This is a genomic window from Sulfitobacter profundi, assembly GCF_042661425.1.
Lineage (GTDB): Bacteria > Pseudomonadota > Alphaproteobacteria > Rhodobacterales > Rhodobacteraceae > Sulfitobacter > Sulfitobacter profundi.
In genome coordinates this window covers 2,155,019-2,174,459 of the sequence record NZ_JBHSWA010000001.1, presented here as the reverse complement: position 1 = coordinate 2,174,459, position 19,441 = coordinate 2,155,019, and the positions used below count along the sequence as shown (strand labels likewise).

The following is a 19,441-nucleotide window of genomic DNA, read 5'->3' as shown; positions in this document are numbered from 1 at the left end:
GGATTTTCTTTGCCCTATGCGGCGTTGCCTTCGACAGTCAGGTGATCGCCCGACCACAGGCCGGGGCGCACCTCGGCCTCGGCCGCGCCTGCGCGGATGCGACGGCACTGCCCCACGGGAATCGCCGGAGCCTGCAACACCAGATCCATGCCCTGCGCCGCCGTCTGGGGCGGCAAGGCCGCGTGCATCCCGTCCAAGGCCACCGACACATCGCAGGGCAGATAGACGCTCGCCCCGCCCACGCCGGTATCCTCTTGCCAGGGGGTCAACGGCGCGCCGACCGCGCCGACACAGCACACGGCGGTTTGCAATTCGATCGCCCGCGCCCGTGCACAGCTAAACACGCGGTTGTAGCCGGTGATCATGTCGGTCTTGGCGGGGATGATCACCAGATCAAGGTCCAGCTCGCCCAGTTTCGACCAAAGCGCGGTATATTCCGCATCCAGACAGATCGCGATGACACAGCGCAGCCCGTTCCAGTCGAACAGGTTGATCCCGGTGCCCGCGATGGTCACGCCGCTGGCGCCATTTGCCTCAAGCGGCGTCAGGCTCAGTTTGTTTTGAACTTGCATCCCACCATCCGGCGTCAGGAACCACGCCTGATTGAGATACCCCTCGGGCGCGTCGACCGATGGAAAGGCCACAGGAAATGTGCCGGGCAGCAGGGCGACGCCTGTCTGCTCCACCATGCGGCGCATCGGGTCGAGCGCCAGCGCGGCGGTCTGCGCGAGCCAGCCCAGTTGCTGCTCTGCGGGCAGGTCCGCCGGGGCAAAACTCAGCCATTGTGCGCAGCAAAACTCAGGCATCACCAAAAGCTGTGCCTCGCGCGCGGCGGCTTGTTGCAGACGCAGTTCCACACTGGCAAGCCAGCTTTGCAGCGAATCCGGCGTGACCTGAAGGTTGGCGGCCCAAAGATCGACAGAGACATGTTCCATGTAAGATTTCCTCTCCCGGCAAGGGCCATTTCGCCGCATCCGGGGATATGCAGCAGGCTTCGATCAGGCGCGCGCGCCTTGCGGCTGAAATCCGCGCGTCGACCGGGGCCAACACACCCGCGCCGCTTTTGTTCCCGTGGGCTTCGTTCTACATCCCGGCCTGACGCAAGGCGGCAACAAAGACCGCAGGCGGCAAGACCCGTGACCAATTGGGGGCAGATCTTGACGCCCCACCATGCTATGACACCGCAAATCAAAAAGAGACGCCCATGAGCAGCAGCCCCAAAATCGACGACGCCCTGCGTGAGGCGATCATCTCAGCGCCCGATGTCATCCTTGACGACAGCGATGTGATGCAGGCGCTGATTGCAGCGAATGAGAAGGCCATGGGCGGCAACATCGTCGACCTGCGCGGCATCGCGATGGAGCGTTTGGAAACCCGGCTTGATCGGTTGGAAGACACCCACCGCAGCGTCATCGCCGCGGCCTATGAAAACCTCGCCGGGACCAACCAGATCCACCGCGCGATCCTGCAAATGCTAGACCCGGTGGAATTCGAGACCTTCCTACGCAATCTGGGTGGCGAAGTTGCCGACATTCTGCGCGTCGACGCGGTGAAGCTGGTGCTGGAATCAACCCAGAACGACAATGACCCGGCGGTGCAGCGGCTGGGCGACGTGTTGACCGTGGCCGAGCCCGGCTTCATCGACGATTACCTCAGCCAGGGCCGCGGTGGTCTGGTGCGGCAAGTGACCCTGCGTGCGATTCAGGATGGTGCCGAGGCGCTCTATGGCACCAAGGCAGGGTGGATCCGCTCCGAAGCCTGCCTGAAGCTCGATTTCGGCGCGGGCCGCCTTCCGGGTCTGCTGGTCATGGGGGCCGAAGACCCGCATATGTTCGGCCCGCAGCAGGGCACCGATCTGCTCACTTTCTTTACCGGCGTGCTGGAGCGATCCATGCGCCGCTGGCTGTCTTGAGCGAGAAGGCAAATCCCCTGCTGATCAGCCCCGCCGCGCGGGACGCGCTTCAGACATGGCTGGAGCACCAGAGCGCCTTGAAGGACGCCGCAGAGAATACCATCATCGCCTATCGGGGCGATGTGACCGAGTTCCTTACCTTCATGACCCTGCATAAGGGCGACACCCAAGGCCTTGGCGCGCTGGCGAAAATCACCATCAGCGACATGCGCGCTTGGATGGCCAGCACGCGCAGCGGCGGGGTCGGCTCACGCTCTGTGGCGCGCAAACTCTCGGCGGTGAAAGCCTTCTACCGCTGGCTGGCCGAGCGGGAGGGGTTTGAGCCCACCGCCGTTCTGCTTGCCCGGTCGCCCAAGTTTCAGAAAAAACTCCCTCGCCCGCTGGCCGAAGATGCCGCCCGCGCGCTGATCGACTGCGTCGAAACCCAAGCCCGCGCCCCATGGGTCGCGGCGCGCGATGTCGCTGTTCTGACGATGCTTTGGGGCTGCGGGCTGCGGATCTCCGAGGCGCTGGCGCTCAAGGGCGGCGATGCGCCCCTGCCGAATAGCCTGCGTATCATCGGCAAAGGCGGCAAGGAACGGGTCGTACCGGTGTTGCCTGCTGCACGCGCCGCTGTCGAAGATTACCTCGCTGTCTGTCCCTACCCGCAAGAGCCGCAGGCGCCGCTGTTTCGTGCCATTCGCGGCGGCGCATTGGGCGCGCGGGCCGTGGCGCAGGTGATGGCCGATGCGCGGATGCAACTGGGCCTTCCGGCGACGGCTACGCCCCATGCCATGCGCCACAGCTTTGCCACGCATCTGCTCGATGCGGGCGGTGATCTGCGCGCGATTCAGGAATTGCTGGGCCATGCGTCGCTCTCGACCACGCAGGCCTATACCGCCGTCGACACCGCGCGGCTGATGGAAGTCTATAACAACGCCCATCCCAAAGCGGGCCGCTGAGCCCTTGCGCCCCGCGAGCCAATCGCCATATTGGGGCCAAGCGAGGACGACCTCCCCCATTTGGGCAGCCACTCGGGACGACCCGACCAATACCGGGACCACCCCATGCGCAGCACCGCAGACCGCATCCGCCACGCCATCAGCTTTGAAGTTCTCGCCCTGTTGATCGTCACGCCCATGGGCGCTTGGCTGTTTGACAAGCCACTGCATGAGATTGGCGTCGTCACCATCGTCAGCGCCAGCATCGCGACGGGGTGGAACTACCTCTACAACCTTGGCTTCGATCACGCCCTGCGCCGTCTGCGCGGCACGGTCCGCAAGACGGTGCCGATCCGGGTACTTCACGCCGTGACCTTCGAGATTGGCCTGCTCTTCGTGCTGATGCCCTTCATCGCGTGGTACCTGAGCATTTCGCTGATGGAGGCCTTCCTCATCGACGTGAGCTTCGCGCTGTTCTACCTGATCTACGCCTTTGTTTTTAACTGGGTTTACGACGTGCTCTTCCCGGTGCCAGAGCCTGCCCGCCCGTCTTAATCGGCGCGCAGGCGGCTGACGAACTCAGCCGCCGCCTCTGCCGGATCGCGCGCGCCCTCGGCCACGGCGTCACTGAGCCGTGCCAGATCGTCCTTCGCCTGCGGTGTCTCCAACTGCGCCAAGAGCCGGTGCTTCACATCCTGCTCGAACCAATAGCGCGCCTGCGCGGCGCGGGTGCGGTCCCAAAAGCCCTGCGCGCGGCGCCAGTCGGTCAATTCCTGCAAGGCCGCCCAAGTCTCCTCCAGACCGTTTTCCTCCAGCGCCGAAACCGCCGTGGCGCGCGGAAAGCCTTCGGGGTCTTGCGGGCGTTTGCGCAGCAGACGCAGGGCACCGGCATAGTCGGCGCGGGTACGCGCAGCGGCGGATTTCAGATCACCATCGGCCTTGTTGATCACGATCAGATCGGCAATCTCCATAATGCCGCGTTTCACGCCCTGCAACTCATCCCCGCCCGCTGGGGCCAAGAGCAACACAAAGGCGTCCGACATCTCGGCCACCACGGTCTCGGACTGGCCAACGCCCACGGTTTCGATCAGTACCACGTCGAAACCCGCCGCCTCACAGAGCCGCACCGCCTCCCGCGAGCGGCGGGCGACACCGCCAAGATGGGTCTGGCTGGGCGAAGGACGGATGAAGGCGCGCGGCTCACGGCTGAGCCGGTCCATCCGCGTTTTGTCGCCCAAGATCGACCCGCCCGAACGCGCCGAACTGGGATCCACCGCCAGCACCGCCACGCGCTTGCCCTGCCCCGTCAGCATCATGCCAAAGCTTTCGATAAAGGTGGATTTGCCCACCCCCGGCGTGCCTGAGAGCCCGATGCGCAGCGCCTGCCGGTCGGTGGGCAGCTTCGCCAGCAGGTCCGCCGCCGCCGCACGGTGATCCGCACGGCCCGATTCCACCAGCGTGATCGCCCGCGCCAGCGCGCGGCGCTCGCCTGCTATGATGCCCTTGGCCAGATCGTCGATATCCATGGGCCAACTTTTGCGGGGGTGGCGCGGAATTGTCCATCCCCACCCTTGGCGCGGCGGCGGCTTTGCCCGATAACCGCGCCATGTCCAACGCTGATTTCGCCCTGCCCATCGACGCCGTTCTGCCTGACGTGATCGCCGCCCTGCGCGACACGGGCCGCGTGGTGCTGCAAGCCCCCCGGCGCGGGCAAGACGACCCGCGTGCCGCTGGCAATGCTCGACGCTCGCCTGACCAAGGGCCGCATCCTGATGCTGGAGCCGCGCCGCCTTGCGGCCCGTGCCGCTGCCGCGCGCATGGCCGAAAGCCTTGGCGAAGAGACCGGCCAGACGGTGGGTTTTCGCGTGCGCGGCGCTTCGGCGGTATCGAAGAACACCCGCATCGAAGTCGTCACCGAAGGCATCCTGACCCGCATGTTGCAAGACAACCCCGACCTGCCCGGCATCGGCGCGGTGATCTTTGACGAATTCCACGAACGCTCGCTGAACGCCGATCTGGGCCTCGCGCTCTGCCTTGAAGTGGCGGGCGCCTTGCGCGACGACCTGTTGCTGGTCGCCATGTCCGCCACGCTTGATGCCGCCCCGGTGGCAGAGTTGATGGAAGCCCCCATCGTCACCTCCGAAGGCCGCAGTTTTGAGGTAGAGCCGCGCTGGCTCGACAAGCCCATGGGCAAGCAACGGCTTGAGAATGCGGTGGCCGACCTGACGCTGACGGCGCTCGCCGAAGCCCCCGGATCGGCGCTGGTCTTCTTGCCGGGCGAAGGTGAAATCAGGCGGGTCGAGGCGCTGTTGCGTCCTGCGCTGCCGCCGGATTGCACCTTGGCCCCGCTCTTCGGCGCGCTGGAATTCAAAGCGCAGCAGGCCGCCATCGCGCCTGTGCGGTCGGGGCGGAAGGTCGTGCTGGCGACCTCCATCGCGGAAACCTCGCTCACCATCGAAGGCATTCGCATCGTCGTCGACGCTGGCCGCTCGCGCCGCGCGCTGTTCGACCCGGCCTCTGGCATGTCGCGACTGGTGACCGAACGTGTGACCCGCGCCGAGGCCACCCAACGCGCGGGCCGTGCCGGACGGGTCGAAGCGGGTGTGGCCTACAAGCTCTGGACACGCGGCGAAGAGGGCGCGCTCGCCGCCTTCCCCCAGCCGAGATTGAGGCGGGGGACCTCACCGGCTTCGCGCTGGAACTGGCGCTTTGGGGCGCGCAGGCCGAAGAATTAAGCTTTGTCACCCCGCCCCATCCGGGCCGTTTGGCCGAAGCGCAGGCGGTGTTGCGCATGCTCGGTGCGTTGGACGACACAGGCCGCATCACCGACCATGGCCGCAAATTGGCCAAGCTGCCCCTGCACCCCCGTCTGGCGCATATGGTGGCCCGCGGCGGGCCGCGTGCGCCGCTGCTGGCCGCACTTTTGGCAGAGCGTGACCCGATGCGCGGCGCGCCGGTGGACCTGTCGCTCAGGATGGATGCATTGGACGGAAAGCGCAGCGCCACCCCGCCCCATGCCCCGACACTGGCGCGGATCAAGGCCGAGGCCAAGCGGCTGGGCCGGATGACAAAGGGCGACGGACCGGACGGACTGGGCGTGCTGGCGGCCCTTGCCTACCCAGACCGCGTCGGGCTGCGCCGCAAGGGCGAGGCACCGCGCTATGTCCTATCGGGCGGCAAGGGCGCGATCCTGCCCGCGGCCGACCCGATGGCAGGCACGCGATTGCTGGTGGCCACCGACCTTGACGGCGACCCGCGAGAGGCGCGTATCCGGCAGGCGGCGCTGATCTCGGACGCTGAGCTGCGCAGCACTTTTGCCGACCAAATCCATTGGCAGGAGGTCTGCATCTGGTCGCGCCGCGAGGGGCGCGTGCTGACCCGGCGGCAGGAGGTGTTCGGTGCGCTGGTACTCGAAGACCGCACATGGCCCGATGCGCCCGCGGATGCGGTGGCGGTCGCGATGCTTGACGGTGTGCGGCAATTGGGGCTGAACCCCGGCAAGGCGGCGGCGCTGTTTCTGGCCCGCGCCCGGTTGATGCCCGCGCCCTTCCCTGATTTCAGCGAAGCGCATCTGATGGAGACGCTGGACGACTGGCTGCTGCCGCATCTGGCCGGTGTGCGCAGCACTGGCGATTGGAAAGCGCTCGACATCACCTCGGCGCTCAAGGCGCGGCTGACGTGGGAGCAACAGCAAGAGTTGGACCGCAACGCGCCCGCGCATTTCGAAACCCCATTGGGGCGGCGCGTGGCCATTGACTACAGCGGTGAGACCCCCGGCATCGCCTTGCGCCTACAAGAGATGTTCGGCGTTACCCGGCATCCGACGGTGGGCGGGCAGCCATTGCAGGTCACCCTGCTCTCCCCGCTCAGCGCCCGGTGCAGGTCACGATGGACATCCCCGGATTTTGGGCAAGTTCCTACGGGGATGTGCGCAAAGACATGCGCGGGCGCTATCCCCGCCACCCGTGGCCCGAAGACCCCACGGTCGCGGACCCGACCCTGCGGGCCAAACCGCGCGGCACCTGAAACGACAACGCGCGCCGAAAGCGGCGCGCGGTCTAATCGTCAGAGCGTCCGTACTCAGGCGGCGGTGAATTTCAACGAGACACCGTTGATGCAATGCCGCTTACCCGTAGGCTCGGGCCCGTCGTCAAAGATATGGCCCAGATGGCTGCCGCAACGGTCGCAATGCACCTCGGTCCGGCGCATAAAGAAACTGTTGTCGGACATCGTCTCGACCGCATTTTCTAGCGGTTGGTAAAAGCTCGGCCAGCCGGTGCCGCTTTTGAACTTGGTCGCGGCATCGTAGAGCGGCTGGTCACAGCCTTTGCAAATGAATGTCCCGGCGCGCGTCTCATCATTCAGGGGGCTGGTAAAGGCGCGTTCCGTATCGCCTTCGCGCATGACCGCATATTCGGTATCGCTCAGCATGGCGCGCCACTCGGTTTCCGTTCGCTCAACCTCAAAATCGCCTTCGACATAGGCTGCCAAAGCGCCGCGTGCGCCCAACCCGATGGCGGTGGCGCCCAGAAAGGTCGATGTCAGAAAATGACGTCTGTTCATGGTGTTACTCCTCGCTTTCGGATTAGGTCAACGCCGGACCAGCATGGAGGTACTGGTCCGGCCACATCGTGCGGGTTGCCTATTACTTGGGCACCAGCACGCTGTTTACAACGTGGATAACGCCGTTGGACTGGTTCACATCTGCGATAGTCACGCGCGATGCGTTGCCGCTCTCGTCGATGATGTAGACGTTTTTACCCTTCACCTGCGCCGACAGCGCGTCGCCGGACACGGCGTTAAAGTGGTAGAACCCATCGCTGGAGGCGCGCGCCTTGGCGGCGATGTCGGCAGCAGACCAGTTGCCCGCGACCACATGCGCAGTCAGCACTTTGGTCAGCATGTCTTTGTTCTCGGGCTTGAGCAGCGTATCGACGGTGCCAGCGGGCAGCGCATCAAAGGCGGAATTGACCGGGGCGAAAACGGTGAACGGACCTTCGGAGGCCAGCGTGTCGACCAGACCGGCGGCCTTCACAGCGGCGACCAGTGTGGTGTGATCGGCGGAGTTCACGGCGTTCTCGACGATGTTCTTGTTCTCGAACATGGGCGCGCCGCCCACCTCGGGATTGGCAGCGATGGCACCGGTGGCCAACAGGACAGCAGTGGCGGTCGCGGCGGCAAATGTCTTGAGCGTTTTCATCTGGTTTCCTCCTCAGATGCCCCCCGTTGTGGGCGGCGATACTGGACCCACGGGCCAAGAGTGAGAGGAGTTTCAGAATGGTTCAAAAAATTCGGAATAAAAATGTAGCGCGTTGTTTTACCCTAGAAAAGTGAAACGCCCCGCTCGATCAGAGAAGGGCGTTTCGGGGTCTAAAGTTCGGCGACGGTACCGGCAGCCATGATGGTGCCGGTAGGGGCGCCGTCGGGGGCGCCGCCCGGTGGCTCATCCGTGATGGCCAGTGTGATCTGCGCTGCCTCGGGTGCCAAATCGGCGGGCAAGACCACGCGGTTGACTTCACCCTCAGGCAACACGCCCAAAGAGATCGGCGCGCGGTCCGGCAAGATGGCCCAAAGCTCCAGAACGCGGCCTTCTGGTGCGGTGCCCGAGACCCGGCGCAGCGCGATATCGCCGCGCGACATGTCCATGACAGCCAGCAGTTCCAGCGCGCTGTCTTCGGCGGCCATGCGGGTGGCATAGACCTCGCCCGGCGACTGAACCGGTGCCTCGCGCAGCATCGGCAAGGCAAGGAAGGCCACAGTGGCGAGTGCCGCAACCGATATCACTTGCCAGAGCCAGAGCCGCTGCATCAACGGCACCTGCCGCGCGGGGAAGAGCCGCGACATCAGCGTGCGGCGCAGTTTCGCAGGCGGGTCGACGGGCGCGATATCGTCGGTCATCGCCACGAAACGCTCCTGCCAATCGGCGACGCTGCGGGAAAAATCACGGTCTTGAAGTAGGCGCGCGCGCCGCCACACGGTCTTCGCCTTCCAGCAGGCCCAAGGCCACTTCGGCGGCTAGAAGATCGTCGTCTCCGGCTGGAATGATGGGGGTGTCACTCATGCGCTCATACACTCCCGCAGGCTCATCAACCCGCGACGCAGCCAAGTGCGCATGGTATTGAGCGGCACGTTGAAACGCTGCGCAAGGTCGGCATAGCTGTCGCCGTCGAGATAGGCACCGCGCACTGCGGCACTGCGATCTGCCTCAAGGTCGTCCAGACAGTTGCTGAGGCGCGTGGCCTCGGACGCGGCCACGGCGGATTGCTCGGGGTTCGGCCCCGGCGCGGCCAGTTCCAGCCCCGGCGTGTCGATATTCTGATGGCCTTTGCGGGTGGCGCGCAGCCGGTCGATCGCAGTGTTGCGCGCAATGGTGATCAGCCACGTCATCGGCGACAGGCCATTGGCCTGATAGCGGTCGGAGTGGTTCCAGATTTTGACGAAACTGTCCTGCATGGCGTCCTCTGCTGCGGCCCGTGTATCCAACACACGCAGGCAGACCCCGAATAGTTTCGCAGACACCCGATCATAAAGCGCCTCAAAGGCGGCACGATCCCCCAATGCAACCTGTGCAATCAGACGTTCAATCTCTTCACGGTCGCTGTCCAAGGGCCACTCCTTCGGGCGGTGATATCTTTTGCGGCACATCGATCATGGTGCGACAGCCGCTACAAAAGTCAACGATGCAATAGAACCGCATCTTTTGAATGCCACACTGCCCCAACCTAGGGCAGTCGCGCAACCCATCGCGGAAAAACGAAAAATCGCCCCGCCGTTCACAAAGATTGCAGGCTCTGGATGCTTAGGCTACCCACAATTCAGAGGGGAATGCGCAAAGGGAGACTGTGCATGCAAAACGCGCTTGAGACGTCATATGACGTGGTGATCGTGGGCGGGGCCATCTACGGTTCGGCACTGGCTTGGTGGCTGACCAACACGCCGGGGTTTGACGGCGAAGTGCTGGTGGTCGAACGTGACCCGACCTATGAATTCGCCTCGACCAGCCACACGAATTCCTGCATCCGCCAGCAGTTCACCGCGCCGGTGAACATCCAGATTTCGCAGTTCGGGGCCGAGTTCATCCGCAACTTCCGCCAGTTCATGCATGACGATCCCGAGGTGCCGGAACTGGCGCTGCAGAGCTTTGGCTACCTCTACCTTGCCGACACGCCCGCGTTTGCCCAGACCCTGCGCGAGGCGCAGAGCATTCAGGCCTCCATGGGCGCGCATACCCAGCATATGACCAAGGATGAAATCGCCGCGCGCTATCCGTTTTACATGCTCGACGACGTGATCGCGGGCAACCACAACACGGTGAACGAGGGCTATTTCGACGGCGGCACCATGTTTGATTGGTTCAAGCGTATGGCCAGGCGCCGGGGCGTGACCTTTATCCATGATGAGGTGACGGGCATGACCCTGAACCCCGCAGGCAGCGCGGTGGATGCGGTGACGTTGAAATCCGGCGCAGTGGTCGCTTGTGGCACGGTGGTCAACGCCTCTGGCCCCCGCGCGGCGGCGACGGCGCAGATGGCGGGCATCACCCTGCCCGTCGTGCCACGCAAACGCTACACCTTCATCTTTGACGCCGCCGAGCCGCTAGAGATGGACCTGCCGCTGACCATCGACCCCAGCGGCGTGCATATGCGCCAAGAGGGCAAGTATTATATGGCCGGCTGCCCGCCCGAAGATGACTATGACGCGGCCTATGATGACTTTGCCTTTGATCATTCGATCTGGGAGGAGAAAGTCTGGCCCATCATTGCCACCCGCGTTCCGGCCTTTGAACGGGTCAAGGTGATCAATGAATGGGTCGGCCACTACGCCTTCAACACTGTGGATCAAAACGCAATCGTCGGGCGGCACGACAAGGTCGAAAACTTCGTCTTTATGAACGGATTTTCCGGCCATGGGTTGCAGCAAGCCCCCGCCATCGGGCGCGGCACGGCTGAGTTGATTACCCATGGCGCCTATCGCACGCTGGACCTCACTCCATTGGACTACGGGCGCATCACGCGGTCGGAGAAATTTATCGAAAAGGCCGTGATATGAAGCACCCCGAGAACGCATTCCTGACGGCCATCCGCGCCGGGAAAAAGCAGTTGGGCCTCTGGGCCTCCCTCTCGGATGGCTATGCCGCCGAGGTGGTGGCCCATGCGGGCTATGACTGGGTAATGCTGGATATGGAGCACGCGCCGAGCGACATGAAATCGGTGCTGGGGCAGCTACAGGCATTCTCGGGCAGCGACACAACGGCGATGGTGCGGCCTGATTGGAACGACGCGGTCAAGGTCAAACGCCTGATGGACCTCGGCGCGCCGGGGCTGCTGTTTCCGATGGTACAGACGCCTGACGAGGCCCGCGCCGCTGTTGCCGCCTGCCGCTACCCGCCGCGCGGTATCCGGGGCGTGGCCGGGCTGAACCGCGCCAACCAGTTTGGCCGGGTCGAGGATTACAACACCGAGGTCGAGAACCAGACCGCGATCTTGATCCAGCTTGAAACCCGCGCCGCCGTCGGAAACGCCGCCGCCTTTGCCGAGGTTGAGGGGATCGACGGCATCTTCTTTGGCCCCGCCGACATCGCTGCTGACATGGGCCATCTGGGCCAGACCCTGCACCCCGAAGTGTGGGAGGTCATCCGCCCCGCCGCCAAGCTGCTGATGGACAAGGGCATTCCTGTGGGCACGCTGGTCACCGACCCCGATTTCGCCGCCGAATTGCTGAACGAAGGCTTCACCTTTGTCGCCTGCGGCACGGACGTCGGTCTTTTGGCCAAAGGGGCCGATGCGCTGCGCGCCCAAGTGCGCGACAAGATTTCTGAGACGTGAAAGGAAGATATTATGAAATTTAAGAAACTGGTCCTGACAGGTGCTGCCGGTCGGCTTGGCTCTTACCTGCGTGAGCCGCTGGCCGCGATGTGCGAAGAATTGGTCAGCTCCGACATCGCCGACGACATCGGCAAGCTTTATGAGGGCGAGCGCTATCAGAAGGCCGATCTGGCAGAATACGATCAGGTCGCCGCCCTGATGGAAGGGGCCGACATGGTGGTGCATTTCGGTGCCATCGTGGACGAAAAACCCTTTATGGAGCTGCTCGGCCCGAACTTCGTCGGCTCTTACAACGTGTGGGAAGCGGCCTATCAAGCAGGCGCACGCCGCGTCGTCTATGCCTCCTCGATCCATGCCGTGGGGATGCACAAGAAATCCGATTTCATCGGCATTGACGCCCCCACAAGCCTGACACATTCTACGGCCTCGCCAAATGCTTCACCGAAGACCTCGGCTCAATGTATTGGGACAAACGCCAGCTTGAGTCCGTGCATCTGCGCATCCTCAGCGCCGCGCAGGTCAACAACTCCCGCGCGCTTGGCTCGTGGCTCAGCTATGACGATCTGATCCAACTGGTGACCCGCGCAGTTGACACCCCCTCGGTCGGTTTCTCGGTCATCTACGGCGTGTCGAACAATGACCGCGCGCCGGTGGACAATGCCAAGGCCGCGTTCCTCGGTTACCGGCCCAAGGACAACGCAGAGCAATTCGCCGAAAAAGTGCTGGCCGAAGAAGGCCCTGTCGACATCACCGACCCCGGCCAGATGTGCCACGGCGGCCCCTTCGCCAAGGTCGATCTGGGCGAAAGCGGCATCGCGCAGATGACCATCGTCGACGACAAAAAAGAGACCTGATCAGGCTCCGAGGAGGGACCGTCATGAAGCTACAAGACCTCGATATCATCGTGACGGCCCCGCCCGCCCCCGGCTGGGGCGGGCGCTATTGGATATTGGTCAAGGTGACCACCGACACCGGCGTGACCGGCTGGGGCGAATGCTACGCCGCCAGCGTCGGGCCCGATGCGATGCGCGCGGTGATCAAAGATGTCTTTGCCCGTCATATGCAGGGCGAGAACCCCGAGAACATCGAGCTGATGTTCCGCCGCGCCTATTCCGCGGGCTTTACCCAGCGGCCAGACCTGACTGTAATGGGCGCGTTTTCAGGTCTTGAAATCGCCTGCTGGGACATCCTTGGCAAAGACCGCGACCGTCCGGTGCATGCGTTGATCGGCGGGCGCACCAATGACCGGGTGCGCGGCTATACCTACCTCTACCCCCTGCCGCATCACGATATGGCGGAGTTTTGGACCTCGCCCGAGATGGCGGCGGAATCGGCGGCGGATTGCGTGGCCCGCGGCTATACGGCGGTGAAATTCGACCCCGCTGGCCCCTATACGCTGCGCGGTGGGCATATGCCTGCGATGTCGGATATCAGCACCTCGGCGGCGTTCTGCAAAGCCATTCGCGAGGCCGTGGGCGACCGTGCCGATCTCCTGTTCGGTACCCACGGACAGTTCACCACCGCAGGCGCGATCCGGCTGGGCCAAGCGATCGAACCCTACAGCCCGCTCTGGTACGAAGAGCCGATCCCCCCAGACGCGCCTGAGCAGATGGCCAAGGTCGCGCGCGGCGTGCGCATCCCGGTGGCAACGGGCGAGCGGTTGACGACGAAGGCCGAGTTCGCGCCCCTGTTGCGCGCCGGTGCGGCAGAGATTTTGCAACCGGCACTTGGCCGCGTGGGCGGCATTGCAGAGGCCAAGAAGATCGCAGCCATGGCCGAAGTCTATAACGCGCAGATCGCACCGCATCTTTATGCCGGGCCGGTGGAATGGGCGGCGAATGTGCAGCTTGCCGTGTCGATCCCGAATATTCTGATGTGCGAGTGCATTGAGACGCCGTTTCATGACCAGCTGATCAAAGGGTCGATCCGGGTGGAGGATGGGTTCATCACCGCACCCGAAGCGCCCGGTCTGGGGATCGAAGTGGACGAAGACCTCGCCCGCGCGCATCCCTACACAGGCGATGGCCTGCATCTCGAGATGCGCGAAGCGCCTTGCGATTATGTGAATGGGAATAATTTTCAGGGCGGTGCGCCAGCGGATAGCCACTAGGCGCGCCCACCCGGGCGGGATTCAAGCCGCAGGCGCCGGGCCATCGCCTGCCCGCCCGTCACGCCGAAGGCGTGCCGGCAGATACTGGCCCACCTCTGGTGTGACCGGGCAGGCGATTTGGCCGGGCTTGGCACAACTTCGCGAAGGCGCACCGAGATTGCATCATAAAGTGGCTTAACGCGCCCGCGGATCGCCGACCCGCGGGCAGGCGCTGACCCTCAACTACCCCAACAACTCCCGCGCCGCCGCCACAATACCCTCGCGCGAGGGCAGGGTCGCCGCATAGGCCGGACCCGTCGCGATAAAACTGTCCTCCGCCGTTAGCCGCGCAAAACGCTCAACCCCGCGCTCTGCCATCAGCGCCATCAACGCTTCGGCCTGCCCGCCGGTGCGGCGACATTCATCAACGATCAGCACAGGCCGATCCCCGATGGCCGCCATCAACGCCTCATCTGGCATCGGAGCCAGCCAACGCAGGTCAATCACCCGCGCCGCGACACCCTGCTCTGCCAGATCATGCGCAGCCTGCTGGCTCAGGTAATGCCCGTTACCATAGCTCACGATCGCCAAATCGGCCCCCTCGCCCGTGACACCAACCTCGCCCAGACCAATCCGCTGGTCCGGCGCCGGGTAGTGCCGCATCCAGCCGCCGTCCCCGGCCTCCAACAAATCCCGCATCGGGTAAAGCGCGATGGGCTCGACAAAGACCACCACCCGCTGGTCCTCACGCGCCAAACGGTGCGCCTCGCGCAGCATCATCGCGGCGTCATCCCCGGCCGAGGGGCAGGCAATGACGATCCCCGGAATGTCGCGCAGCACGGCCAGTGAGTTGTCGTTGTGGAAATGCCCGCCAAAGCCCTTTTGATAGCCCAAACCGGCGATGCGCAGTACCATCGGATTGGTCCATTGCCCGTCCGAGAAGAACGGCAGGGTGGCCGCCTCACCGCGCAACTGGTCTTCGGCGTTGTGCAGATAGGCGAGGAACTGAATCTCAGGCATCGGCACGAAACCGTTATGCGCCATACCGATGGCGAGGCCCAGAATGCTCTGTTCATCCAACAGCGTGTCGATCACACGCCCCGGCCCGAAACGGCCCTGCAACTTTTGTGTCACGCCATAGACCCCGCCCTTGCGGCCCACGTCCTCGCCCATCAACATGGTCTCGGAATGCGAGAGCATCAGATCATGCAGCGCCCAGTTGATCAGCCGTGACATCGGCTGCGGGTTGTCCATTTGCGCCATGTCGCTGCCAAAGGTTTCGGCCCGCACTTCCGCGCTCGGCCCATTGCTCGGCGCGCAGTCGCGTTTGGGCGGCACGAGGCTCGCCATCACATCCGATGCAGTCTTGAGCCGCGGGCGTTTGACCACCTCTGCCGCCGCTTTCGCCACGGCATCTTGGGTCTCACGGTAAATCGCCAGCGCCTCATCGGCGTTCATTCCGGCCTCCACCAACAGGCGCGCGGAATGCAGCAGCGGATCGTTCGCCTCATCTGCCTCGACCTCTGCACGCGGCAGATAGGAAGTCGCCACATCCGCCCCCGCATGACCATAGAGCCGCACAGTGCGCAGATGCAGGAAGGCGGGCTTGCGGTGCACCCGCACGTAATCCGCCGCCTCTTTCGCCGCAGCGAAAGCGGCATGAAGGTCCAGCCCGTCGCCCTCGAAATACTTCAAGCCCGGACGGGCAGACATGGAGGCTTTGATCCAGCCCGTCGGGGTCTTCGTCGAAATCCCGATGCCATTGTCCTCGCAGACGAAAAGCAGCGGCAGCGGCACGCCCTGTACGGCGGTCCAACAGGCGGCATTGATCGCGCCCTGCGCGGTGGAGTGGTTGGCCGAGGCATCGCCAAAGCTACACATGGCGATTGCATCGCGCGGCAGGATCGCATGCTCGGGCCGGTTGCGCCGTGCCATGCCGATGGAATGCGCGGCCCCCACGGCCTTGGGCAGGTGGCTGGCAATGGTCGAGGTCTGCGGCGGGATCATCAGCGGGCGCGAGCCCAGCACCTTATGCCGCCCGCCGCTGATCGGATCCTCAGCCGAACAGGCGAAACTCAGGAGCATATCGCGCAGCATGTCCTGCCCCTCGGCCTGATCGGCGCGGGCGATCTGGAACGCCGCATCACGGTAGTGCAGGAAGGCGATGTCATCGACCCGCAGCGCCGCCGCCACCCCCGCCATGCCTTCGTGCCCGGACGAGCCGATGGTGTAAAACCCCTGCCCCTCTTTCTGCATCACGCGGCTTTGCAGGTCGAGCGCGCGGCTCAGGACCTGCGCGCGGTAGAGCCGCTCCAATGCGGCACGATCAAGCGCCTTTTTGTCGGAGGTGGAAACGGGAAAATCCCCGCCGCGACGCGACGGAGGAAGTTTTCATGAACGATGGCAACGCGGTCCATGGGGCCTCTTGGAATAGGAATTAAACGCCGATGGCGAAAGTATTTCGGCCAGAAAGAAAGGCGCCGCCTCTCTTTCTGGCCATAAGTATTTGGGAGTGGCCGGGGGAACAATTCCCCCGATGCCGGTCTTTAGAAGAACGCCTGCAGGCCGGTCTGGGCGCGGCCCAGGATCAGGGCGTGCACGTCATGGGTGCCCTCATAGGTGTTCACCGTCTCAAGGTTCATCATGTGACGGATCACTTGGAATTCACCCGAGATACCGTTGCCGCCGTGCATGTCACGCGACATGCGCGCCACGTCGAGCGCCTTGCCACAGTTGTTGCGCTTGACGATCGAAACCATCTCGGGCGCGGCATTGGCGGCGTCCATCAAACGGCCCACCTGCAGCGAGCCCTGCAGGCCGAGCGAAATCTCGGTCATCATGTCGGCCAGCTTCTTCTGGAAAAGCTGGGTTTGGGCCAGTGGCTTGTTGAACTGCTTGCGGTCCAACCCGTACTGCAGCGCGGCGTGCCAGCAGAATTCCGCAGCACCCATTGCACCCCAAGAGATGCCATAGCGCGCGCGGTTCAAACAGCCGAACGGCCCCTTCAGACCCTGCACGTTGGGCAGCAGCGCGTCTTCGCCCACTTCGACGCCGTCCATCACGATCTCGCCGGTGATCGAGGCGCGCAAGGACAGCTTGTTGCCCACTTTCGGCGCGCTCAGACCCTTCATGCCCTTCTCCAGCACGAAGCCGCGGATCTTGCCGTCATGCGCCTCGGACTTGGCCCAGACCACGAAGACATCGGCGATGGGGGAGTTTGAGATCCACATCTTGGAGCCGGTCAGCTTATAGCCATTCTCGGTCTTCACGGCGCGGGTTTTCATGCCCGCAGGGTCGGAACCTGCGTCAGGCTCGGTCAGGCCAAAACAACCGATCCATTCGCCCGAGCAGAGCTTCGGCAGATACTTCTGGCGCTGCTCTTCGGAGCCATAGGCATAGATCGGGTACATCACGAGGCTTGCCTGCACCGACATCATCGACCGGTAGCCGCTGTCGACCCGCTCAACTTCGCGCGCGACGAGGCCGTAGGAGACATAGCTGCCGCCCAGCCCGCCGTATTCCTCGGGGATGGTGACGCCCAGAAGGCCCATCTCGCCCATCTCGCGGAAGATTTCGGGGTCGGTCTTTTCCTCGGCGAAGGCTTCGATGACGCGCGGTTGCAGCTTTTCCTGCGCATAGGCACGGGCGCTGTCGCGGATCATGCGTTCGTCTTCGCTCAACTGGCTGTCGAGGCGGAAGGGATCCTGCCAATCGAAGGTACCAAGATCGGGTTTGTCCTTGGCGCGCAGCTTGGGGGCGTCTGCAGTCATGATGCATCCTTTCGGGTGATGTGATTTGCGGCAGTATTGCAAACTGGCGGCGCAAACTCTATCGCTGCTTTGTCCTGAGTTCATGAGAAAAAGTCATATGATCGCGCCCCGCCGCTTCCTGCCCTCGATCTCGGCCCTGCTGTCCTTCGAGGCTGTGGTGCGGCTGGGCACCGCCACGGCGGCAGCGCAGGAACTGAACCTGACGCAGAGCGCGGTAAGCCGCCAGATCAAGACGCTGGAGGAACAACTAGGCGTGTCGCTGATGATCCGTCAGGGGCGGCGGCTGAGCCCGACGCAGGCGGGGTTGGATTATGTTACGCAGGTGCGCGACATCCTGAACCGGCTGGCGCAGGCCTCGGTTTCGGCCCGGACGAACCCCACGGGCGGCACGCTGGATCTGGCGATCTTGCCCGCCTTTGGCATGCATTGGCTGGCCCCCGGCTGCGCGATTTTGCAAGGGATCATCCAGAGGTGACAGTCAACCTCTCCACCCGGTTGCGGCCCTTCGCCTTTGCAGGCAGCCGATTCGACGCCGCCATTCATTTTGGTCATGAAGACTGGCCCGGCGTGCGCTATCTGCCGCTTTTGCCGGAAACGGTGGTGGCCGTCTGTGCGCCTGATTTGCTGGCCGAACCGTTGGAGGATGCGCGCGATGTGCGGCATCTGCCGTTGTTGCATCTGGAAACCCGCCCGCGCGGGTGGGCGCGGTGGTTGTCCTCGCTTGGGGTAACCGATGAGCCGCCGGGCGGGATGATGTTCGACCAATTCTCGACCATGGCGCAGGCGGCGATCCACGGGCTGGGGGTGGCTCTGCTGCCGACCTTTTTCGCCCGCCCCTACCTGCGCGACGGGCAATTGGTGCTGGCCGCGTCGCAAACCACGCAGAGCATCGGCAATTACTACCTCGTCTGGCCCGAAGACCGGGATGAGACCGCGGCGCTTGCGTCTTTCCGCGGCTGGCTCGCCCAGCAGGCAGAGCCCGCGACAGACTGATAATCCGGCCCGAACCGGCCAAAGTTATGCCGCATTTACATTGTATAAAACCGGCTAACCCGCCCGCATCGGGCGATCCAAAGGAGCAGATGATGCTAAGTTCATATCGCAAAAGCGCCGGTGCTCTGGCCCTCGCCCTGAGCGTTTGCGCCGCCAGTGCCATGGCCGAGAACCGCAACGTGCTGATTGTTGACGGTGCCTATTTCCCAGCGCTTTCGCATGTGCAGCCGGGCGATCAGGTGGTCTTTACCAACAATGCCACGGGCAGCCACACGATCACCGGTGAAGGCGATGCCTGGACCAGTGACGCGATCCCCGTGAACGGGAGCTATACGCTCGACATTACGGCAGAGACCCCGACGACCTTCAGTGGCCAGACCTTGGAAGAGCCTGCCTTTGAAGGGGCGATCAGTTTCGACTAACCGGCCCCGCGGTTGCACGGCCCATTCAGACTTACCAAAGCCCCGCCCTCAACCGCGGGGCTTTGGTGTTTCATCGCTTGGCCTTACTGGGCAAAGACACGTTCCATATCGGCAAAGCCTTTGACCTCGATCGGGTTGCCCGAAGGGTCGCGGAAGAACATGGTCGCCTGTTCGCCCGGCTCCCCTTCGAAACGCAGCGACGGTTCGATCACGAAATCAACCTTCGCGCCTTTCAGCCGCTCGGCCAGCGCCTTCCAATCGTCCATCTGCAAGACCACCCCCAGATGCGGCATCGGCACCATATGTTCGCCCACCTTGCCGGTGGCTTCTGTGGCGAAAGGCTCCCCCAGATGCATCGAAATTTGGTGGCCAAAGAAGGAATAATCGACCCAAGTCTCGGTCGAGCGGCCCTCGGTGCAGCCCAGCACATCGCCATAGAAAGCACGGGTCTCATCAAGGTGGCGGACGTTATAGGCAAGGTGGAAGGGGGTGAGCATGGAGGGTCTCCTA

The 19,441-nt window shown here is 63.8% G+C and carries 15 protein-coding genes and 4 pseudogenes; 10 read left to right on the top strand and 9 right to left on the bottom strand.

Annotation, left to right across the window (positions count from 1 at the left end):
* Positions 1–14: 14 nt before the first annotated feature.
* Positions 15–935 carry a nitrilase-related carbon-nitrogen hydrolase gene (locus ACFQAU_RS11375; RefSeq protein ID WP_162931871.1) on the bottom strand — a complete coding sequence of 307 codons (921 nt, stop codon included), beginning with the start codon at positions 933–935 and terminating at the stop codon, positions 15–17.
* A gap of 269 nt (positions 936–1,204) precedes the next feature.
* On the opposite strand from ACFQAU_RS11375, the gene ACFQAU_RS11370 reads away from it, so the two are divergent.
* From ACFQAU_RS11370 to ACFQAU_RS11360, 3 genes are all read left to right on the top strand, one after another.
* Positions 1,205–1,912 (top strand): DUF484 family protein, encoded by a 708-nt coding sequence (locus tag ACFQAU_RS11370; protein ID WP_132444331.1) that lies wholly within the window; start codon positions 1,205–1,207, stop codon positions 1,910–1,912.
* The gene (locus ACFQAU_RS11365; protein WP_206054288.1) at positions 1,909–2,853 is read left to right on the top strand and encodes a tyrosine recombinase XerC; all 945 of its coding nucleotides are present in this window, start codon (positions 1,909–1,911) and stop codon (positions 2,851–2,853) included. Before ACFQAU_RS11370 ends, ACFQAU_RS11365 begins: the two co-directional genes overlap by 4 nt.
* 105 nt (positions 2,854–2,958) lie before the next feature.
* Positions 2,959–3,387: a PACE efflux transporter gene (locus ACFQAU_RS11360; protein WP_067935974.1), complete on the top strand. Its 429-nt coding sequence runs from the start codon at positions 2,959–2,961 to the stop codon at positions 3,385–3,387.
* On the opposite strand, the gene meaB is transcribed toward ACFQAU_RS11360, so the two are convergent.
* The gene (meaB, locus tag ACFQAU_RS11355) at positions 3,384–4,358 is read right to left on the bottom strand and encodes a methylmalonyl Co-A mutase-associated GTPase MeaB (protein WP_132444330.1); all 975 of its coding nucleotides are present in this window, start codon (positions 4,356–4,358) and stop codon (positions 3,384–3,386) included. The genes ACFQAU_RS11360 and meaB overlap by 4 nt on opposite strands.
* Before the next feature lie 80 nt (positions 4,359–4,438).
* Between meaB and hrpB the strand changes: the two are divergent.
* Positions 4,439–6,858: pseudogene (gene hrpB, locus ACFQAU_RS11350) on the top strand (ATP-dependent helicase HrpB).
* A 54-nt stretch (positions 6,859–6,912) separates the two neighbouring features.
* Here hrpB and msrB read toward each other — a convergent pair.
* The 4 genes from msrB to ACFQAU_RS11330 form a co-directional block, all read right to left on the bottom strand.
* Positions 6,913–7,395: a peptide-methionine (R)-S-oxide reductase MsrB gene (gene msrB, locus ACFQAU_RS11345; RefSeq protein WP_067625832.1), complete on the bottom strand. Its 483-nt coding sequence runs from the start codon at positions 7,393–7,395 to the stop codon at positions 6,913–6,915.
* An 82-nt stretch (positions 7,396–7,477) separates the two neighbouring features.
* Positions 7,478–8,032 carry a fasciclin domain-containing protein gene (locus ACFQAU_RS11340; RefSeq protein ID WP_120351662.1) on the bottom strand — a complete coding sequence of 185 codons (555 nt, stop codon included), beginning with the start codon at positions 8,030–8,032 and terminating at the stop codon, positions 7,478–7,480.
* Positions 8,033–8,202: 170 nt separating this feature from the next.
* Positions 8,203–8,808, bottom strand: coding sequence for an anti-sigma factor (locus ACFQAU_RS11335; protein ID WP_386282284.1), 606 nt, complete (start codon positions 8,806–8,808; stop codon positions 8,203–8,205).
* A gap of 81 nt (positions 8,809–8,889) precedes the next feature.
* The gene (locus ACFQAU_RS11330) at positions 8,890–9,477 is read right to left on the bottom strand and encodes a sigma-70 family RNA polymerase sigma factor (RefSeq protein ID WP_132444329.1); all 588 of its coding nucleotides are present in this window, start codon (positions 9,475–9,477) and stop codon (positions 8,890–8,892) included.
* 201 nt (positions 9,478–9,678) lie between these two features.
* Here ACFQAU_RS11330 and ACFQAU_RS11325 point away from each other — a divergent pair, with 201 nt between their 5' ends.
* From ACFQAU_RS11325 to ACFQAU_RS11310, 4 genes and pseudogenes are all read left to right on the top strand, one after another.
* Positions 9,679–10,881, top strand: a complete 1,203-nt coding sequence (locus ACFQAU_RS11325; RefSeq protein WP_132444328.1) for an NAD(P)/FAD-dependent oxidoreductase — start codon at positions 9,679–9,681, stop codon at positions 10,879–10,881.
* Positions 10,878–11,657 carry an HpcH/HpaI aldolase family protein gene (locus tag ACFQAU_RS11320; RefSeq protein WP_132444327.1) on the top strand — a complete coding sequence of 260 codons (780 nt, stop codon included), beginning with the start codon at positions 10,878–10,880 and terminating at the stop codon, positions 11,655–11,657. Before ACFQAU_RS11325 ends, ACFQAU_RS11320 begins: the two co-directional genes overlap by 4 nt.
* Positions 11,658–11,669: 12 nt before the next feature.
* Positions 11,670–12,511, top strand: a pseudogene (locus ACFQAU_RS11315) (NAD-dependent epimerase/dehydratase family protein).
* A gap of 23 nt (positions 12,512–12,534) precedes the next feature.
* The gene (locus ACFQAU_RS11310) at positions 12,535–13,767 is read left to right on the top strand and encodes a mandelate racemase/muconate lactonizing enzyme family protein (RefSeq protein ID WP_132444326.1); all 1,233 of its coding nucleotides are present in this window, start codon (positions 12,535–12,537) and stop codon (positions 13,765–13,767) included.
* A 222-nt stretch (positions 13,768–13,989) separates the two neighbouring features.
* On the opposite strand, the pseudogene ACFQAU_RS11305 reads toward ACFQAU_RS11310, so the two are convergent.
* Together ACFQAU_RS11305 and ACFQAU_RS11300 are read right to left on the bottom strand one after the other, a co-directional pair.
* Positions 13,990–16,163: pseudogene (locus ACFQAU_RS11305) on the bottom strand (thiamine pyrophosphate-dependent enzyme).
* A gap of 129 nt (positions 16,164–16,292) precedes the next feature.
* Complete coding sequence (locus ACFQAU_RS11300; RefSeq protein ID WP_067630156.1) at positions 16,293–17,516, bottom strand: acyl-CoA dehydrogenase; 1,224 nt, start codon at positions 17,514–17,516, stop codon at positions 16,293–16,295.
* 97 nt (positions 17,517–17,613) lie between these two features.
* On the opposite strand from ACFQAU_RS11300, the pseudogene ACFQAU_RS11295 reads away from it, so the two are divergent.
* Positions 17,614–18,509 (top strand): annotated as a pseudogene (locus ACFQAU_RS11295) (LysR substrate-binding domain-containing protein).
* Between the two features lie 89 nt (positions 18,510–18,598).
* The gene (locus tag ACFQAU_RS11290; protein WP_150120555.1) at positions 18,599–18,931 is read left to right on the top strand and encodes a cupredoxin domain-containing protein; all 333 of its coding nucleotides are present in this window, start codon (positions 18,599–18,601) and stop codon (positions 18,929–18,931) included.
* Positions 18,932–19,014: 83 nt separating this feature from the next.
* On the opposite strand, the gene ACFQAU_RS11285 is transcribed toward ACFQAU_RS11290, so the two are convergent.
* Complete coding sequence (locus ACFQAU_RS11285) at positions 19,015–19,428, bottom strand: VOC family protein (RefSeq protein ID WP_132444324.1); 414 nt, start codon at positions 19,426–19,428, stop codon at positions 19,015–19,017.
* Positions 19,429–19,441 lie beyond the last annotated feature (13 nt).

Excerpts from the sequence above, each read along its gene's own strand:
- ACFQAU_RS11375 (WP_162931871.1), bottom strand. The coding sequence starts at position 935 with ATGGAACATGTCTCTGTCGATCTTTGGGCCGCCAACCTTCAGGTCACG.
- ACFQAU_RS11290 (WP_150120555.1), top strand. The coding sequence starts at position 18,599 with ATGATGCTAAGTTCATATCGCAAAAGCGCCGGTGCTCTGGCCCTCGCC.
- ACFQAU_RS11285 (WP_132444324.1), bottom strand. The coding sequence starts at position 19,428 with ATGCTCACCCCCTTCCACCTTGCCTATAACGTCCGCCACCTTGATGAG.
- ACFQAU_RS11320 (WP_132444327.1), top strand. The coding sequence starts at position 10,878 with ATGAAGCACCCCGAGAACGCATTCCTGACGGCCATCCGCGCCGGGAAA.
- ACFQAU_RS11310 (WP_132444326.1), top strand. The coding sequence starts at position 12,535 with ATGAAGCTACAAGACCTCGATATCATCGTGACGGCCCCGCCCGCCCCC.
- ACFQAU_RS11325 (WP_132444328.1), top strand. The coding sequence starts at position 9,679 with ATGCAAAACGCGCTTGAGACGTCATATGACGTGGTGATCGTGGGCGGG.
- ACFQAU_RS11360 (WP_067935974.1), top strand. The coding sequence starts at position 2,959 with ATGCGCAGCACCGCAGACCGCATCCGCCACGCCATCAGCTTTGAAGTT.
- ACFQAU_RS11370 (WP_132444331.1), top strand. The coding sequence starts at position 1,205 with ATGAGCAGCAGCCCCAAAATCGACGACGCCCTGCGTGAGGCGATCATC.
- ACFQAU_RS11300 (WP_067630156.1), bottom strand. The coding sequence starts at position 17,516 with ATGACTGCAGACGCCCCCAAGCTGCGCGCCAAGGACAAACCCGATCTT.
- msrB (WP_067625832.1), bottom strand. The coding sequence starts at position 7,395 with ATGAACAGACGTCATTTTCTGACATCGACCTTTCTGGGCGCCACCGCC.
- ACFQAU_RS11340 (WP_120351662.1), bottom strand. The coding sequence starts at position 8,032 with ATGAAAACGCTCAAGACATTTGCCGCCGCGACCGCCACTGCTGTCCTG.
- ACFQAU_RS11330 (WP_132444329.1), bottom strand. The coding sequence starts at position 9,477 with ATGTGCCGCAAAAGATATCACCGCCCGAAGGAGTGGCCCTTGGACAGC.
- meaB (WP_132444330.1), bottom strand. The coding sequence starts at position 4,358 with ATGGATATCGACGATCTGGCCAAGGGCATCATAGCAGGCGAGCGCCGC.